Annotated in this window: 19 protein-coding genes; 10 read left to right on the top strand and 9 right to left on the bottom strand. The window is 74.2% G+C overall.

The features are described from left to right. Positions 1-77 precede the first annotated feature (77 nt). The 4 genes from GCU69_RS03530 to GCU69_RS03520 all read left to right on the top strand — a co-directional run bounded on the left by GCU69_RS03530 (position 78) and on the right by GCU69_RS03520 (position 3216). The gene (locus GCU69_RS03530; RefSeq protein WP_098750538.1) at positions 78-1103 is read left to right on the top strand and encodes a 6-phosphofructokinase; all 1026 of its coding nucleotides are present in this window, start codon (positions 78-80) and stop codon (positions 1101-1103) included. Between the two features lie 116 nt (positions 1104-1219). After that, positions 1220-2170, top strand: coding sequence for a cytochrome c oxidase assembly protein (locus GCU69_RS03525; protein ID WP_156205106.1), 951 nt, complete (start codon positions 1220-1222; stop codon positions 2168-2170). An 86-nt stretch (positions 2171-2256) separates the two neighbouring features. After that, positions 2257-2415: a hypothetical protein gene (locus GCU69_RS32485; protein ID WP_170315770.1), complete on the top strand. Its 159-nt coding sequence runs from the start codon at positions 2257-2259 to the stop codon at positions 2413-2415. 102 nt (positions 2416-2517) lie between these two features. Continuing rightward, positions 2518-3216 carry a lysophospholipid acyltransferase family protein gene (locus GCU69_RS03520; RefSeq protein WP_098750540.1) on the top strand — a complete coding sequence of 233 codons (699 nt, stop codon included), beginning with the start codon at positions 2518-2520 and terminating at the stop codon, positions 3214-3216. A 73-nt stretch (positions 3217-3289) separates the two neighbouring features. Here the strand turns inward: GCU69_RS03520 and GCU69_RS03515 are convergent, their stop codons facing one another. The 7 genes from GCU69_RS03515 to GCU69_RS03485 form a co-directional block, all read right to left on the bottom strand. Then, positions 3290-4129, bottom strand: coding sequence for an urease accessory protein UreD (locus GCU69_RS03515; RefSeq protein WP_156205105.1), 840 nt, complete (start codon positions 4127-4129; stop codon positions 3290-3292). Beyond that, positions 4126-4821, bottom strand: a complete 696-nt coding sequence (gene ureG / locus GCU69_RS03510; protein WP_156205104.1) for an urease accessory protein UreG — start codon at positions 4819-4821, stop codon at positions 4126-4128. Before ureG ends, GCU69_RS03515 begins: the two co-directional genes overlap by 4 nt. A gap of 171 nt (positions 4822-4992) precedes the next feature. Continuing rightward, positions 4993-5721, bottom strand: a complete 729-nt coding sequence (locus tag GCU69_RS03505) for an urease accessory protein UreF (protein ID WP_156205112.1) — start codon at positions 5719-5721, stop codon at positions 4993-4995. Between the two features lie 187 nt (positions 5722-5908). Then, positions 5909-7630, bottom strand: coding sequence for an urease subunit alpha (locus tag GCU69_RS03500; protein ID WP_156205103.1), 1722 nt, complete (start codon positions 7628-7630; stop codon positions 5909-5911). Further along, positions 7623-7961: an urease subunit beta gene (locus GCU69_RS03495; RefSeq protein ID WP_156205102.1), complete on the bottom strand. Its 339-nt coding sequence runs from the start codon at positions 7959-7961 to the stop codon at positions 7623-7625. The genes GCU69_RS03500 and GCU69_RS03495 overlap by 8 nt, the downstream gene beginning before the upstream one ends. A gap of 14 nt (positions 7962-7975) precedes the next feature. Then, positions 7976-8278, bottom strand: coding sequence for an urease subunit gamma (locus GCU69_RS03490; RefSeq protein WP_098750547.1), 303 nt, complete (start codon positions 8276-8278; stop codon positions 7976-7978). A gap of 71 nt (positions 8279-8349) precedes the next feature. Beyond that, entirely contained in the window at positions 8350-8976 is a 627-nt protein-coding gene (locus GCU69_RS03485; RefSeq protein ID WP_098750548.1) for a TetR/AcrR family transcriptional regulator, read from the bottom strand. 104 nt (positions 8977-9080) lie between these two features. Here GCU69_RS03485 and GCU69_RS03480 point away from each other — a divergent pair, with 104 nt between their 5' ends. Then, positions 9081-10103: an ABC transporter permease gene (locus GCU69_RS03480; RefSeq protein ID WP_156205101.1), complete on the top strand. Its 1023-nt coding sequence runs from the start codon at positions 9081-9083 to the stop codon at positions 10101-10103. A 218-nt stretch (positions 10104-10321) separates the two neighbouring features. After that, positions 10322-11266: a M28 family metallopeptidase gene (locus tag GCU69_RS03475; protein ID WP_176604514.1), complete on the top strand. Its 945-nt coding sequence runs from the start codon at positions 10322-10324 to the stop codon at positions 11264-11266. Between the two features lie 50 nt (positions 11267-11316). Here GCU69_RS03475 and GCU69_RS03470 read toward each other — a convergent pair whose 3' ends face one another. Continuing rightward, positions 11317-11622: a type II toxin-antitoxin system Phd/YefM family antitoxin gene (locus tag GCU69_RS03470; RefSeq protein WP_098750550.1), complete on the bottom strand. Its 306-nt coding sequence runs from the start codon at positions 11620-11622 to the stop codon at positions 11317-11319. 56 nt (positions 11623-11678) lie between these two features. Between GCU69_RS03470 and GCU69_RS03465 the strand changes: the two genes are divergently transcribed. The 3 genes from GCU69_RS03465 (at position 11679) to GCU69_RS03455 (ending at position 13646) form a co-directional block, all read left to right on the top strand. Beyond that, positions 11679-12314, top strand: coding sequence for an ATP-dependent Clp protease proteolytic subunit (locus tag GCU69_RS03465; RefSeq protein WP_156205099.1), 636 nt, complete (start codon positions 11679-11681; stop codon positions 12312-12314). Positions 12315-12320: 6 nt separating this feature from the next. Further along, positions 12321-12623 (top strand): hypothetical protein, encoded by a 303-nt coding sequence (locus GCU69_RS03460; protein ID WP_098750552.1) that lies wholly within the window; start codon positions 12321-12323, stop codon positions 12621-12623. Between the two features lie 534 nt (positions 12624-13157). Further along, entirely contained in the window at positions 13158-13646 is a 489-nt protein-coding gene (locus GCU69_RS03455) for a C40 family peptidase (protein ID WP_098750553.1), read from the top strand. 3 nt (positions 13647-13649) lie between these two features. On the opposite strand, the gene GCU69_RS03450 is transcribed toward GCU69_RS03455, so the two are convergent. Further along, positions 13650-14795: an 8-amino-7-oxononanoate synthase gene (locus GCU69_RS03450; RefSeq protein WP_156205098.1), complete on the bottom strand. Its 1146-nt coding sequence runs from the start codon at positions 14793-14795 to the stop codon at positions 13650-13652. A gap of 145 nt (positions 14796-14940) precedes the next feature. Here GCU69_RS03450 and bioB point away from each other — a divergent pair. Further along, the coding region (gene bioB / locus GCU69_RS03445) for a biotin synthase BioB (protein WP_156205097.1) at positions 14941-15986 on the top strand (1046 nt) is incomplete at its 3' end.

Here is a 15986-nt window from a genome sequence, read left to right as displayed (position 1 = left end):
CGGCGCTTGTAGGGTGGCCGTGATCCAACCGGACGACGGGGTCCGGTCTCCGGTTGAGTTGCAGAGGTAGACACGCGATGCGTATTGGTGTGCTCACTTCCGGCGGCGACTGCCCCGGGCTGAACGCCGTGATCAGGTCGGTCGTGCACCGCGCCGTGGTGGATCACGGGGACGAGGTCATAGGTTTCCGGGACGGCTGGAAGGGCCTCCTGGAGTGCGATTACCGCAAGCTGGACCTGGACGCGGTGGGCGGCATCCTCGCCCGCGGCGGCACCATCCTCGGTTCCTCCAGGGTGCAGCCGGCGCATCTGCGGGACGGTGTGGAACGGGCCCGCGGCCATGTCGCCGAACTCGGACTCGACGCGGTCATCCCGATCGGCGGCGAGGGCACCCTGAAGGCGGCGCGGCTGCTGTCCGACGCCGGTCTGCCGATCGTCGGGGTGCCGAAGACGATCGACAACGACATCACCGCCACCGATGTGACCTTCGGTTTCGACACCGCGGTGGGCGTCGCCACCGAGGCACTGGACCGGCTGAAGACCACCGCGGAGTCGCACCAGCGGGTGCTGATCGTCGAGGTCATGGGCCGGCACACCGGCTGGATCGCCCTGCACTCGGGCATGGCGGCCGGCGCGCACGCCATCGTCGTCCCCGAGCGCCCGTTCGACATCGACGAGCTGACCGCGGTGGTGGGCAAGCGCTTCTCGGCGGGCAAGAAGTTCGCGATCGTGGTGGTCGCGGAGGGCGCCAAGCCGCGCGCCGGTTCGATGGACTTCGACATCGGCAAGAAGGACGTGTACGGCCACGAGCGCTTCGCGGGAGTGGCCCGGCAGCTCTCCGACGAGCTGGAGCGCCGGCTCGGCAAGGAGGCCCGGCCGGTCATCCTCGGCCACGTCCAGCGCGGCGGGACCCCGACGGCGTACGACCGGGTGCTCGCGACCCGCTTCGGCTGGCACGCCGTGGAGGCAGCGCACCGCCGGGCCTTCGGGATGATGACGGCGCTGCGGGGCACGGACATCACACTGGTGCCGCTCGCGGAGGCCGTGGAGACCCTCAAGACCGTGCCGAGCGAGCGGTACGACGAGGCCGAGACCGTGCTCTGAGCCGTCCGGGCCCCCGGCGGCCCCCGGACCGCCCGTGACCCGCCCCCGGCCGCAGCTCCGGCCGGGGGCGGTTCTACTCTGGTCGCTGCGGACCGGTACGAAGCGGGAGAGAGCGGATGGATCACAGCGGACACGGCATGCCCATGGAGCTGCCGCCGTTCACGCTGGGGCGCGGTCTCGCGTTCACCGGCGAGCCCTTCTTCCTGACCTGCTGCCTGCTGGCGCTGGCGCTCTACGGCGCCGCCGTGCTGCGGCTGCGCCGGCGCGGCGACTCCTGGCCGGTGGGCCGTACGGTCGCCTGGGTCCTCGGGGTGGCCACGATCGCCCTGGTGATGTGCACCGGGCTCAACGACTACGGCATGGTCATGTTCAGCGTGCACATGGTGCAGCACATGGTGATCAGCATGGTCTCGCCGATCCTGCTCCTCCTCGGCGCCCCGGTCACGCTCACGCTCCGGGTGCTGCCCTCGGCGGGGCGGGGCCGCAAGGGTCCGCGCGAGCTGCTGGTGGCCCTGCTGCACAGCCGCTGGGTACGGCTGGTCTCGCACCCCGTCTTCACCATCCCGCTGTTCATCGCCAGCCTCTACGGGCTGTACTTCACACCGCTGTTCGACTTCCTGATGGGCAGCACGGCCGGGCACATCGTGATGATGGGCCACTTCCTCGCCGTGGGCCTGGCCTTCTTCTGGCCGATCATGGGCGTGGACCCGGGGCCGCACCGGCCGGGGTACGTGATGCGGATGCTGGAGCTCTTCGCGGGCATGCCCTTCCACGCCTTCTTCGGCATCGCGCTGATGATGGCCTCCGAGCCGATGGTGACGACGTACGCGCACCCGCCGGCCTCGCTCGGGCTGGACGCGCTGGCGGACCAGACCGCGGCGGGCGGCATCGCGTGGGCGTTCAGCGAGGTCCCCTCGGTGCTCGTGCTCGTGGCGCTGCTCTTCCAGTGGTACAAGTCCGAGGAGCGGCAGGCACGCCGTTCGGACCGGGCCGCGGACCGCGACGGGGACCAGGAGCTGGCCGCGTACAACGCCTATCTGGCGGGGTTGCAGGCGCGGGGCCGGTAGCGGCGGGAGCCCTCCTCGGGCGACGATGGGCTCTCGGCCACGGCCCCGGCTCCCGGCGGCCCGGGCCGCCGGGAGGAGGATCCGCAATGCCCCGATCGGTGAAGGCGATGACGGTGTGCACCGTCGCGGCGCTGGTGGCGGTCACCGCGTACACGGTGGCGCTCGGCGGGAACGGCTGGCTGTGGTTCGGCTGGGTCGTGCTCGGACTGGTGACCGCGGGGGTCGCGACGACACGCGGAACCTGACCGTCCGGCCCCTCCCCCGCGGTCGGCGGGGCACGCGGTCCCCTCGCGGGCCTCACCCGGGCGGGCTAGTGTGCGATGGCAAACAGGCGAGGGGGAGACCACGTGTTCTACCAGCTGCTCAAGTACGTGCTGCTCGGTCCGCTGCTGCGGCTGCTGTTCCGGCCGCGGATCGAAGGGCTGGAGCATGTGCCCGAAGAGGGAGCGGCGATCGTCGCGGGCAACCACCTGTCGTTCTCCGACCACTTCCTGATGCCGGCGATCCTGCCCCGCCGCATCACCTTCCTCGCCAAGCAGGAGTACTTCACCGGCCCCGGGCTCAAGGGCCGGCTCACGGCCGCCTTCTTCCGCGCCGTCGGGCAGATCCCGGTGGACCGCTCGAACCGTGAGGCGGGCGGCGCGGCCATCGCGGAGGGGCTGAAGGTGCTGGCCCGCGACGAGCTGCTCGGCATCTACCCGGAGGGCACGCGCTCGCACGACGGCCGGCTCTACAAGGGGCGGGTGGGCGTCGCGGTGATGGCCCTGCGCGCCGAGGTCCCGGTGGTGCCCTGCGCGATGGTGGGCACCTTCGAGATCCAGCCCCCCGGCCGGCGGCTGCCGCGGCCGGGACGGGTGACCATCCGGTTCGGTGAGCCGCTGGACTTCTCCCGGTACGCGGGCATGGACGGCGAGCGGGCCGTGCTGCGCGCCGTGACCGACGAGATCATGTACGAGGTCCTCCGGCTGTCCGGCCAGGAGTACGTCGACCGGTACGCGGGCGAGGTCAAGGCCGAGCAGGAGGCCGCCCGGAAGACGCAGCGCTGACCGGTGGACGCAGCGCCGACCGGTGCCGCTCCCCCGCCGCGGGGTTCGTCACCGGCTGCCGCCGCCGGGACGGTCAGCCGGCGGCCGGCGGCCCGGCCGCCTCCGCGGCGGCGTCCAGCAGGCGGCGGAGCCGGAGCGCGTCCGGTGCCACGGCCGTGACCAGGGCGCCGGATCCGGCGAGCGGGGTGAGCACCGCCTGGCCCTCGCCCGGGTCGTCGGAGCCGAACAGCAGGACCGTGCCGGGCCGGCCGGCCCGCTCCGGGCCGAGGAGCAGCAGCTGGCCGGCGGCCCGGTGGCCGCCGAGCACCGCCGGCCCGTCCCAGCCGGGCGAGGCGCCGGGCCCGTAGTCCGTCTCCTGGTCCAGCAGCGGACGGCCGCCGACCCGGACCGTGAGCCGCGCGGTGAGCCGGCCGGGACCTTCCCCGGCCCGGCCGAGCACCTGCTCCTCGCGGAGGACGACACGCGCAGAGGGGTCCGCGTCGACCCGGGTCGTCAGGCGCAGCACGCTCCCGGCCACGGAGATCACGGGTTCGGGCAGCCAGCGCAGCCCGGCCCCCCGCCCGGCGGTGAGGTGGACGTCGTACGCCGCCGGGGCGTCGTACCGGCCGGGCAGGGCGACGGTCGCCGCGGCGGAGCGGACCTCCAGCGCCGCGCCGTCCCCGGCCTCGGCGTCGAGGCGGAGCCGGTCGCCGTTCAGCGGCACGCTCATCGCGCCGACCAGGCACACCCGGGCCGTCCGCGGACCGCCGCGGACCCGGCGCGGCGCGAGGGGCCCGTCGCCCTCCAGGACGGGCAGCGCGGTGCCGCCCCTGCCGTCGGCGGCGGCACGGATGCGCGCGGTGGCGCGCACGGACGACGGCCCGCCCGTGCGGTCCGCGGTGCTCTTCGTCCCCGGCACCGGGGGCGCGCTCATCGTTCACCGGCGGCGGCCCAGCCGGCCAGCCGCCGCCGTACCCAGTCGGTGACGGGGCGCACCCCGTCCTCGGAGGTGAGGGAGGTGAACACGACCGGCAGCTCGCCGCGCTGCGCCTCCGCGTCCCGGGCCATCCGGCCGAGGTCGGAGCCGACGTACGGGGCGAGGTCCGTCTTGTTGACGACCAGCAGGTCGGCCGTGGTGACGCCGGGGCCGCCCTTGCGCGGGATGTCGTCGCCGCCCGCGACGTCGATGACGAACACCTGGGCGTCGACGAGGCCCCTGGAGAAGGTCGCGGTGAGATTGTCGCCGCCCGATTCGACCAGGACCAGGTCGAGCGGGCCGACGGCCTCCTCCAGGTCCTCGACGGCTTCGAGGTTGGCGGAGATGTCGTCGCGGATGGCGGTGTGCGGGCAGGCGCCCGTCTCGACGGCGGTGATGCGCTCGGGCGGCAGGACGGCGTGGCGCAGCAGGAAGTCGGCGTCCTCGCGGGTGTAGATGTCGTTGGTGACGACGGCGACGGACAGTTCCTCGCGCAGCGCCCGGCACAGGGCCGCGACGGTGGCGGTCTTGCCGGAGCCGACGGGGCCGCCCAGCCCGATGCGCAGGGCACGGCGGGTGCCGTCGGGGCGCACGGGGGCGGCGCTGTGGGTGTGGCGCGGGGGGAACAGGCCGGGGTGGTCGAGGTGCATGACGGCTCCTGGTGGTTCGGGGGCGGGGCGTTTTCGGCCCGGTGTCCGTGGGCGCGTGGGGTATGGGGCGTGTCCCGGAGTCCGGGGCCGGCCGTGGTCCTCGGGGGTGCCGCCGGAGGGCGCGGGCGCGCGTGGGGCGGGTCGTCGTGCGGACCGGGCCGTTCCGCGCTGTCACGAGGCGAAGAGCCGTACGGACCGGACCGCGTGCCGCTCGGCGGCGATGTCGGGCAGCGGACCGGAGGCGGCGGGCAGCGTGCCGGGGCCTTCGTGTACGGCGCGGCGGGCGGCCCCGGCGGCGCTCCGGGCGACCGTGTCCAGCTCGGGCGCGAGCCGGGCGAGCACGGCGGTGGCGTCGAAGGGGTCCAGGCTGAGCAGCCGCACGGTCGCGCCGGCGGGTCCGCCGACCGTTTCGTGGGCCGCGGCGTACGCGGCGTCCAGCGGGGCCAGGCCCGCGACCCGGCAGGTGAGGCCGAGGACCACGGGCTGGTGCGCGCCGCGCGGCCGGGCGGCGGCGAGCGCGTCCAGCTCGGGGTCGGGCCAGGCCGCGCGGGCGGCGCGGAGGAGCTGGCGGCCGAGCCGGCGGGCGGTGACGCGCAGGGCGGGCGAGGGGGTCCGGGCGTCCGCGGCCTCGTCGAGCGCCAGCGGGTCGATCCCGGCGGCGGCCGCCGCGGCGAGGGCGGCGGAGGTCAGCCCGGTGGTGTGCAGCCGGCCGCGGCAGTAGCCCAGGAGGGTCTCCGCGTCGGTGATCCGGCCCGCCCGGACGGCTGCCTCGGCGCCGCCGGAGTGCGCGTGGCCGCCGGCCGGGAAGCGTCCGTCGGCGAGCACGAGCAGGGCGGCACGGGCGGCGCCGGCCGCCGGGGCCGGAGGGACCGCCGAGGCCGGAGGGGCCGCCGGGGCCACCGGAGCCGCGGTGGACGCGGTACCTGCCGTGGCGCCGCCCGTGGCCGCCGCGGCTCCCGTGGTGCCGCCCGCCAATGCCGTGACTCCTGTGGCTCCCGCGGCCCCCACGGCGCAGCATGCCGACGCGGCGCCTGCCGCGGTGCCGCGTGTCGTCGCGGCGCCTTCCGTGGTGTCCATGGCGGTGCCCTCAGAACAGGAAGTAGCGCTGGGCCATGGGCAGTTCCGGCGCGGGCGACGGTTCGATCACGTCGCCGTCGACGGTGACGGTGAAGCTGTCGGGGTCGACCTCGACCCGCGGTGTGGCGGCGTTCTCCCGCATGTCCGCCTTGCCGAGCCGCCGGGTGCTGCCGGCGGCCTCGAACCGCTTGCCGAGCCCGAGGCGCCCGGGGAGCCCGTCCTCCAGCGCGGCCGGGGTCACGAAGTTGAGGGAGTTGGCTGCCGGGGCGCGGCCGGTGGCGCCGAACATGGGCCGGGGCAGCACCGGTTGCGGCGTCGGGACGGAGGCGTTCGCGTCGCCCATCTGGGCGTACGCGATCTGGCCGCCCTTGATGACGAGCTGCGGCTTGACGCCGAAGAAGGCGGGGTCCCACAGCACGAGGTCGGCCAGCTTGCCGCTCTCGACCGAGCCGATGGTCTCCCCGAGCCCCTGGGCGACCGCCGGGTTGATGGTGTATTTGGCGACATAGCGACGCGCCCGGTGATTGTCGGCGGCACCGTCGCCGGGGAGCGCTCCGCGCCGCCGCTTCATCACGTGCGCGGTCTGCCAGGTGCGGAGCACGACCTCCCCGATCCGCCCCATCGCCTGGGAGTCGGAGGAGATGATCGAGATGGCGCCCAGGTCGTGCAGGACGTCCTCGGCGGCGATGGTGCCGGGCCTGATGCGGGACTCCGCGAAGGCGAGGTCCTCGGGCACGGCCGGGTTGAGGTGATGGCAGACCATCAGCATGTCGAGGTGCTCCTCGACGGTGTTGACGGTGTGCGGCCGGGTCGGGTTGGTGGAGCTGGGCAGGACGTTGGGTTCGGAGACCACGGTGATGATGTCCGGTGCGTGCCCGCCGCCCGCGCCCTCCGTGTGGTAGGCGTGCAGGGTCCGGCCGGCGATCGCGGCGAGGGTGTCGGCGACGAATCCCGCCTCGTTGAGGGTGTCGGTGTGCACCGCGAGCTGGGCGCCAGTCTCCTCGCAGACGCCGAGACAGGCGTCGATGACGGCGGGGGTGGCCCCCCAGTCCTCGTGGATCTTGAAGCCGAGCGCGCCGCCGCGCAGCTGGCTGTGCATGCCCTCGCGGGACATGGTGTTGCCCTTGCCGAGCAGCCCGATGTTGAGCGGATACGCCTCCATCGCCTCGAACATCCGGGCCAGGTGCCAGGGGCCGGGTGTGATGGTGGTGGCCTTCGTTCCCTCGGCGGGGCCGGTGCCGCCGCCCACCAGGGTGGTCACGCCGGAGGCCAGGGCCTCGTCGGCGAGTTGCGGGCAGACGAAGTGCACGTGCGCGTCGACGGCTCCGGCGGTCAGGATCCGGCCGTTGCCCGCGATGATCTCCGTCTCCGGGCCGATCACCAGGTCCGGGTGCACCCCGTCCATGGTGTCGGGGTTGCCCGCCTTGCCGATGCCGGTGACCCGGCCGTCCCGGATGCCGACGTCGGCCTTGACGACACCCCAGTGGTCGAGGATCACGGCCCCCGTGATCACGGTGTCGGGCGCCCCTTCGGCGCGGGTCGTACGGGCCTGGCCCATGGACTCGCGGATGACCTTGCCCCCGCCGAACACCGCCTCGTCCCCCGCCGATCCGGGCCCGCCGGAGAGGTCGCGCTCCACCTCGACGAGGAGGTCGGTGTCGGCGAGCCGTATACGGTCTCCCGTGGTCGGCCCGTACAGATCCGCGTAGCCCGCACGGCTCAGCTCAGGCATCCCCGGCTCCTTCCGCGGTGCCCGTGTCGAGCGCGCCGGCGGTCTCGCCGCGCAGCCCGGGAATCACCCTGCGGCCGCCGACGGGAACGAGTTCGACCTCGACGGGGATGCCGGGCTCGAAGCGGACCGCGGTGCCCGCGGCGATGTTCAGCCGCAGGCCGCGGGCCGCCCGCCGGTCGAAGCGGAGCCCCGGGTTGGCCTCGGCGAAGTGGTAGTGCGAGCCGATCTGGACGGGGCGGTCGGCCGCGTTGAGCACGGTCAGCCGGGTGACGGGGCGGCCTTCGTTGAGCCGTACCGGCTGGTCTGCGTACCGGATCTCTCCGGGGATCATCGGCGGCCTCCGCGTCACTGGATCGGGTCGTGGACGGTGACGAGCTTCGTGCCGTCGGGGAAGGTCGCCTCGACCTGGACGTCGTGGATCATCTCCGGGACGCCCTCCATGACCTCGGCGCGGGTGAGCACTTTGCGCCCGGAGGCCATGAGTTCGGCGACGGTGCGGCCGTCGCGGGCGCCCTCGAGGATGTGCACGGTCAGCAGCGCGAGGGCTTCCGGATGGTTCAGCAGCACCCCGCGGGCCCTGCGCCTGCCGGCCACGTCGGCGGCCACATGGATGAGCAGCCGTTCCTGTTCGTGCGGGGTCAGTCGCACGGTCCCACCTCACAGCCTCCGAAGCGCCTGCACCGTCGGCGGCAGGCTAGTTCGGCGGCGTTTCGGCGGCGTTAACCAATGTTTCCGCCGGGGACGGACATCAGTCCGCGCAGCCCGTCCTCCAGCACCTCGATGCCGCTCTCCCCGAAGAGCGCCTGCTGGGCGATGAAGCCCTGGACGGCGGCGACCAGGGTCCGGGCCACATGGTCGGCGGGGACGTCGTCCCGCATCAGCCCGGACCGCTGGTACTGCTGGACCAGGGTGGTCCAGGCGTCCCGGACGACCTCGTACCCCCTGCGGAGGGTCGCCGCCAGTTCCTCGTCGCGCAGCGTCTCCGCCCAGACCTGGAGGACCAGCCGCGGGAAGCCCTCCCGGTCGAGGTCCGCCATGGCCTGCGGACCGAGGAAGACCTGCCCCAGCACCCGGCCGAGGACCACGTCCGGCAGCGGCGGCGGCGTCTCCCGGGCGGCGCTCTCGAAGGCCGCCCGGACCGTGCCGAACACGTCCTCGGCGATGGCCCGGATCAGCTCCTCCTTGCTGCGGAAATAGCGGTAGACGGCTCCGGCCGACAGTCCCGCCTCCTTCAGCACGTCCTGCATCGACGTCGCGTGGAAGCCGTTGCGGGCGAAGCAGCGGGCCGCGCCGTCGAGGATCTGCCGGCGGCGGGCGTCGAGGTGTTCCTGGGATACACGGGCCATGCCCGCAAACTTAAAACGAACATTCATTCTTGACAAGCGGCACCCCCGGGCGGACAGTGGGAAAAGTAAAACGAACGATCCTTCTCTTTGTATCGGAGTTCGTCATGTCCGCTGTGACCACAACCGGGGAGCCGGCTCCGCCGCCCGCGCGGCGGCTGCTCGCGGTCGTCCTGCTGGTGCCGGTGGTCGTCGCCCTCGCCCTGTGGGTGTTCGCCTGGCCGGCCGCCCGCATCGCGCCGCAGGAACTGCCCGTCGGCGTGGCCGGCCAGGCGTCCGCCGCCACCCAGCTGGAGCAGGCCCTCGCGAACCGCGGCGACGCCTTCGAGGTGCACCGCTACGAGGACGAGGCCGCCGCCGCGGAGGCCGTGCGGGAGCGCGAGGTGTACGGCGCCGTGGTCGCCACCCCGCGCGGCCCGGAACTGCTGACCGCCTCGGCGGCGAGCCCCGTGGTGGCCCAGTTGCTCCAGCAGGCGGTGCAGGGACAGCTGCCGGAGGGCACCGAGGCGCGGGTCACCGATGTCGTGCCCGCCCCGGCCGGGGACCCGCGCGGGGCCGCGCTGGGCGCGAGCGTCATGCCGATGGCGATGGCGGGAGTCGCGGCGGGGGCGCTGGTGACCCTGGCGGGTCTGCGCGGCGGCCGGGCCGCGGGCGCCCTCCTCGGCGCCTCGGCCCTGGTGGGCCTCACCGCCGCCGGGCTCGCCCACAGCTGGCTGGGGGCGCTCACCGGCGACTGGTGGGCCGAGGCCGGGGCGCTCGGCCTGGCGGCGCTCGCCGGCGGGGCCACGGTGGCCGGCCTGTCCGCGCTGCTCGGCCGCGCCGGGCTGGGCCTCGGGGCGGCGCTGATCGTGCTGCTGGGCAACGCCTTCTCGGGCATGTCCTCGGCGCCCGAGATGCTGCCGCAGCCGGTCGGCGCGCTGGGCCAGCTGCTGCCGCCCGGCGCGGGCGCCTCCCTGCTCCGCTCCGTGGCGTTCTTCGACGGCGCGGGCGCGGCAGTCCCCGCCCTGACGCTCACCGCCTGGGCGGTGCTCGGGCTCCTCGCCACGGTGCTGGGACGCCCGTCGCGCCGTGCCCCGACAGCGGCAGCGGGCGGCGAGCGGCCGGAGCCGCGGGCGGTGCCGGCGGGCTGACGGTCCGCCGTCCGGCGGGCCCCTGAACGGCTGTGCGCCCTTCGCTGTAGCGGACGGAGGGCGCACAGTCCTGTCCGGCCGGGAGTCCGGATGCACCGCTGTGCGGAACTCGCTGTCCGGTCATCGCTCTTGACGCGCCCCTCCCCGAACGGTGAGCATCATGCTCGCGTCAACGAACTTCCGGCTCGGCATCCCCCCACATCCGCATCGGAGCCCCCGTGACACCCAAGACACGCCTTCGCGGCGCGGCCGTCGCCGTCGCCGCCTGCACCGCCCTGACCACCGGCCTGCTCGGCACCGCCGACGGCGCCGAGGCCCCGGCGGCCGCCGCCCCCGACATATCGGTGGACCAGGTCAAGGCCCACCTCGGCGAACTCCAGTCGATCGCCGAGGCCAACGACGGCAACCGGGCGCACGGCAGCCCCGGCTACCAGGCCTCCGTCGACTACATCAAGGGCAAGCTGGACGCGGCCGGATTCACCACCGCCGTCCAGGAGTTCCAGTACGGCGGCGCCACCGGCTACAACCTCGTCGCGGACTGGCCCGGCGGCGGCAGCGACGAGGTCGTGATGGCCGGGGCGCACCTGGACTCGACCGACTCCGGCCCGGGCATCAACGACAACGGGACCGGCTCCGCCGGCATCCTGGAGGTCGCGCTCGCGGTGGCCGAGGCGGATCTCCAGCCCGCGAAGCACCTGCGCTTCGCCTGGTGGGGCGCGGAGGAGTACGGCATGGTCGGCTCCGGCCACTACGTCGACGGACTCCCCGCCGAGGACCGCTCCCGGATCAGCGCATATCTGAACTTCGACATGATCGGCTCACCGAACCCCGGCTACTTCGTCTACGACGACGACCCGGCCCTCGAAGGCGTCTTCAAGGACTGGTTCACCGCGAAGAACATCCCCACCGAGATCGAGACCGAGGGCGACGGCCGCTCCGACCACGCCAGCTTCAAGGCCGCGGACATCCCGGTCGGCGGGCTCTTCACCGGGGCCAGCCGGGTGAAGTCCGCCGAACAGGCCGAGGCCTGGGGCGGCGCGGCGGGCGAGCCGTTCGACTCCTGCTACCACTCCCCCTGCGACACCACCGAGAACGTCGACGACACCGCGCTGGACCACAACAGCGACGCCATCGCCCACGCGGTCTGGGAGCTCGGCTCCTGACCCGCCGGCACCCCTTGCACAGCGTCTGACACCGCCACGCGCGGACGGTGTCACTCCTCCCGGCCCGGACGCCGCCCCACGGCGTCCGGGCCGCCGCTGTGTTCGGCGGCGATCCCGAACCGGCCCCGTTCGCCCGCAGCGGACGCGCCGGTGCGCAGCGCCGACACCGTGCTGATCACCTGATCCTCCGGAGCCTCCTCGATCTGCTCCAGCCGTTCCAGGTCAGCGGCCGAGACCAGGGCCACGAGCGGCTTGCCGTGGCGGGTGACGACCACGCGTTCACCGCCGTAGACGACCCGGTTGATCAGCTCGGCCAGCTCCGCACGTGCTTGCGTCACCGGAATCTCGTAGGCCATGCTCCCCATCGTACGAGACGTACAGGTTGTACATTTTTTACGGAGAGGGGTCCGTCATGGACCGGCCAGACGCCCGTCACGTCCTCCCGTCCTTCACCGAGCGCGGCAGCCATGGGACGCGCATCGTGGACCCCTGGTCCAAGCTGTTCGAGGAACGCATCGTCCTGCTCGGAACCCCACTGGACGACGAAGCCGCCAACGCGCTGATCGCGCAGTTCATGCACCTGGAGCACGCGGCTCCGGACCGGGACATCTCGCTGTACATCAACTGCCCGGGCGGCTCGCTCACGGCCATGACGGCGGTCTACGACACGCTGCGCTTCACCGGATGCGACGTGCAGACCGTCTGCCTGGGGCAGGCCGCTTCCGCGGCCGCCGTCCTGCTCGCCGCGGGGACACCGGGCAAGCGGCTGATGCTGCCCGGCTCACGGGCGCTCGTCCACCAGCCGTCGCTCACCGAGCCGGTCCGGGGCACCACGGAGGACCTGCGGATCCGGGCCGGGGAACTGCGGCGGCTGCGGGACCTGGTGGAGGAACTGCTCGTACGGCACACCGGGCAGCCCCGGGCGCGCGTCGCCGCCGACATCGAGCGCGACACGTTCTTCACGGCCGAGGCCGCCGTGGACTACGGGCTCGCCGACACCGTCGCCCACCCCCGCGAACAGCCGCGGCGCGCGGCCGGCCGGGACTGACCCGCCGTGCTGCCGCCCGAACTGCCGCCGCTCCCGGCCCTCACCCGGGCCGAGGGCGAGCTGGTGGACCGCTATCTGGAGGTGCTGGACCTGCTGGGCCGGATCAATCCGGCGCGCGGCTCGCACACGTACGCCGGTCTCCGCGCCGCGCAGGCCCTCGTCGGCAGGGCCGCCGCCCTGCGGGACGCGCTCGCGCTGATGCACGAGCGGGGTGAGACCGAGCTGCACACCGCCACCCTGGCGCGCACCCTGCGCGTGCTGGACGGGGAGCGGCGCGCCGGGCGGGTGACCCTGCCGCCGCCTTCCTGACGCCCCGCCACCCGCCACGTGGGGCCGGGACACCCGTCCCGGCCCGGCGCAACCGCCGAACGGATGACCCCGTACGGCCCACACGCGCCGGAAGCCGCCCGCGCCCGCCGGCACCGCTTCCCGGCGCCGGGCCGCCGCCGCGAACCGCGCGGACGCCGGGCTCCGGCGCCCGCCGACGGCTCTCCGGCCTCCGGTGGGGCGCCGGAAGCGGCCCGCCGGATGGACGGCGCAAGAGTGATGAGCCCGACATTTCATTGTTTTGAACCAGAAATCAGCGCGATCGTGCGTCACGATCCCGGGGACGACAAGCCCCCGCCGGCAGGGCGGGGCGGTCCGCGCGGACGCCGAGTCCTGCCGCCGCGCCGGACGACAGGTCGACACGGATGGACCGGCAGGAGTGGAGGACCCGGCAGGCCGGGCCCGGCGGGTAGTCTCCCGCCGGACCCTTGGGGTGAAGCCGCAGCAGCGGCCGGGCATCTTCGCTGCCCGAACCCGACAGGTCATCCTTCACAGGCGGTTGACGAAGGGTTGCGCATGACCGCGCACGGACATGTCCAGCAGCAGAACAGCACGAAACTGATGTCCCGGGCGGGCGCCGTCTCGGCCCTCACCCTCGCCGCCGTCGGCGGCACGATGCTCGCCCCCGGAGCCGCCACCGAGGCGCACGCCGCACCCCACGCGGCCAAGGCGCTCAACATCGCCGCCGCGAAGAAGGGCTCCCCCTACCGGTTCGGCGCGGCCGGCCCGCACCGCTTCGACTGCTCCGGTCTGACGATGTACTCGTTCAAGCGGGCCGGCAAGAAGCTGCCGCGCACCGCCGCGGCCCAGTACAACTCCGCGCGCCGCGTCCCCGCGTCCGCACGGGCCCGCGGCGACCTGGTCTTCTTCCACTCCGGCGGCCGGGTCTACCACGTCGGCATCTACGCGGGCCACGGCAAGATCTGGCACTCGCCCAAGACCGGCGCCGTGGTCCGCCTGGAGAAGATCTGGACCAACAGCGTCCGGTACGGGCGCGTGCGCTGAGCCTCAGCCGCGTACGGGCGCGGTGCCCGTGACCACCTCCATCGCCCGGGCGAGTTGGCCGTCGGTCAGGTCGGCCCGGGCGGTGAGCCGCAGCCGGGACACTCCGTCGGGCACGGAGGGCGGCCGGAAGCAGCCGACGACCAGACCCGCCGCCCGGCACTCCGCCGCCCAGCGCACCGCGGCGTCCGGGGAGGGCGCGCGCACGGACACCACCGCGGCGTCCGGCCGCACGGCGTCCAGGCCGGCCGCCGTCAGCCGCTCGTGCAGCGCGGTGGCCACGGCCCGGACGCGGGCCGCGCGCCGTGGCTCCCGGCGCAGCAGACGCAGGCTCGCGAGGGCCGCTCCGGTGGCGGCCGGGGCGAGCCCGGTGTCAAAGATGAAGGTGCGCGCCGTGTTGACGAGATGGTCGATCACCCGGGCCGGTCCGAGCACGGCGCCGCCCTGGCTGCCGAGCGATTTGGACAGGGTGACCGTGGCGACCGTGTCCGGCGCGCCGGCGAGTCCCGCGGCGCTCGGCGCCCCGCGCCCGCCCGGCCCGAGCACGCCGAGTCCGTGCGCGTCGTCGACGAGAAGGGCGGCGCCGTGGGCGCGGCAGACCTCCGCGAGCCGGCCCAGCGGTGCGGCGTCCCCGTCGACGGAGAAGACGGAGTCGGTGACCACGGCGGCCCCGCCGGTGTGTCCGGCGAGCGTCTTGGCGACGGTGTCCGGGTCGGCGTGCGGCACCACGGCGGTCCGCGCCCGGCTGAGCCGGCAGCCGTCGATGAGGGAGGCGTGGTTGGCCGCGTCGGAGACGGCCAGCGTGCCGTGCCCGGTCAGCGCGGTCACCACGGCCAGGTTGGCCGCGTAACCGGAGGACAGCACCAGGGCGGACTCGAAGCCGCAGAAATCCGCGAGCGCCGCCTCCAGTTCGGCGTGCAGTTCGGTGCTGCCGGTCACCAGCCGGGAACCGGTGGCGCCGGCCCCCCACGCCCGCGCGGCCGCGGCTGCCGCCTCCGTCACCTCCGGGTGCCTGGCCAGTCCGAGGTAGTCGTTGCTCGCCAGGTCCAGCAGCGGGGATTCGGCGGGCCTCGGGCGCAGCCCGCGGGCCAGGCCCGCGGCGCGGCGGACGGCCGCCCGCTCGTCGATCCATGCGAAGGGGTCCTGGGGCATCGGCCGTCCCTCGTAGCTGTCGGGTCTGCCTAAAAGCTAGTACCCCCCGCACGCCCGTACGGTGTGGCGATACACACACCCCGTTCCCTCCGTGTTGTGGGATCTCTCCTTGGCCCGGCCCCGGACCGTAGGCAAGGATCGGCCCATGGAGCTGCTGACAACACTGGTGGACAAGGGGCTGCGACGCGAGCTGCCCACGCGGGACGAGGCGCTCGCCGTGCTGGCGACGTCCGACGACGAACTGCTCGACGTGGTCGCGGCGGCGGGCCGGGTGCGCCGGCAGTGGTTCGGGCGCCGGGTGAAGCTGAACTACCTGGTGAACCTCAAGTCCGGGCTCTGCCCCGAGGACTGCTCGTACTGTTCGCAGCGGCTCGGTTCCCGGGCTGAGATCCTCAAGTACACCTGGCTGAAGCCGGAGGAGGCGGCCGCGGCGGCGGGCGCCGGAGTGGCGGGCGGCGCCAAGCGCGTCTGCCTGGTCGCGAGCGGCCGCGGCCCGACGGAACGCGATGTGGACCGGGTCTCGGAGACCATCGCGACGATCAAGGAGCAGCACGAGGGCGTGGAGGTGTGCGCCTGTCTCGGCCTGCTCTCGGACGGCCAGGCTCAGCGGCTGCGGACGGCCGGGGCGGACGCCTACAACCACAACCTCAACACCTCCGAGGCGGCGTACGGCGACATCTGTACCACGCACGACTTCTCCGACCGGGTGTCGACGGTGCGGCAGGCGCAGACCGCCGGGCTCTCGGCCTGCTCGGGGCTGATCGCGGGCATGGGCGAGTCGGACGCGGACCTGGTCGACGTCGTCTTCGCGCTGCGGGAACTCGACCCGGACTCGGTGCCGGTCAACTTCCTGATCCCGTTCGAGGGCACACCGCTGGCGGACGAGTGGAACCTCACGCCGCAGCGCGCGCTCCGCATCCTGGCCATGGTGCGGTTCGTCTGCCCGGATGTGGAGGTACGGCTCGCCGGAGGACGCGAGGTGCATCTGCGGTCGTTGCAGCCGCTGGCCCTGCACCTGGTCAACTCGATCTTCCTGGGCGACTACCTCACCAGTGAGGGGCAGGCCGGACAGGCCGACCTCGACATGATCGCGGACGCGGGCTTCGAGGTGGAGGGCGCGGGCACCACGACGCTTCCCGGGCACCGCCGGGCTCCGGCGGCGGGCTGCGGCTCGCACGAGGGCGGCGGCTG

Source organism: Streptomyces lycii (assembly GCF_009735685.1).
Taxonomy (GTDB): Bacteria; Actinomycetota; Actinomycetes; order Streptomycetales; family Streptomycetaceae; genus Streptomyces; species Streptomyces lycii.
This window is presented reverse-complemented; position numbering and strand designations above follow the sequence as displayed.

Coding starts and splice junctions, on each gene's coding strand:
- GCU69_RS03480 (WP_156205101.1), top strand. CDS start 9,081: ATGTCCGCTGTGACCACAACCGGGGAGCCGGCTCCGCCGCCCGCGCGG.
- GCU69_RS03455 (WP_098750553.1), top strand. CDS start 13,158: ATGACCGCGCACGGACATGTCCAGCAGCAGAACAGCACGAAACTGATG.
- GCU69_RS03525 (WP_156205106.1), top strand. CDS start 1,220: ATGGATCACAGCGGACACGGCATGCCCATGGAGCTGCCGCCGTTCACG.
- GCU69_RS03450 (WP_156205098.1), bottom strand. CDS start 14,795: ATGCCCCAGGACCCCTTCGCATGGATCGACGAGCGGGCGGCCGTCCGC.
- GCU69_RS03495 (WP_156205102.1), bottom strand. CDS start 7,961: ATGATCCCCGGAGAGATCCGGTACGCAGACCAGCCGGTACGGCTCAAC.
- GCU69_RS03515 (WP_156205105.1), bottom strand. CDS start 4,129: ATGAGCGCGCCCCCGGTGCCGGGGACGAAGAGCACCGCGGACCGCACG.
- GCU69_RS03485 (WP_098750548.1), bottom strand. CDS start 8,976: ATGGCCCGTGTATCCCAGGAACACCTCGACGCCCGCCGCCGGCAGATC.
- ureG (WP_156205104.1), bottom strand. CDS start 4,821: ATGCACCTCGACCACCCCGGCCTGTTCCCCCCGCGCCACACCCACAGC.
- GCU69_RS03530 (WP_098750538.1), top strand. CDS start 78: ATGCGTATTGGTGTGCTCACTTCCGGCGGCGACTGCCCCGGGCTGAAC.
- GCU69_RS32485 (WP_170315770.1), top strand. CDS start 2,257: ATGCCCCGATCGGTGAAGGCGATGACGGTGTGCACCGTCGCGGCGCTG.
- GCU69_RS03470 (WP_098750550.1), bottom strand. CDS start 11,622: ATGGCCTACGAGATTCCGGTGACGCAAGCACGTGCGGAGCTGGCCGAG.
- GCU69_RS03465 (WP_156205099.1), top strand. CDS start 11,679: ATGGACCGGCCAGACGCCCGTCACGTCCTCCCGTCCTTCACCGAGCGC.
- GCU69_RS03500 (WP_156205103.1), bottom strand. CDS start 7,630: ATGCCTGAGCTGAGCCGTGCGGGCTACGCGGATCTGTACGGGCCGACC.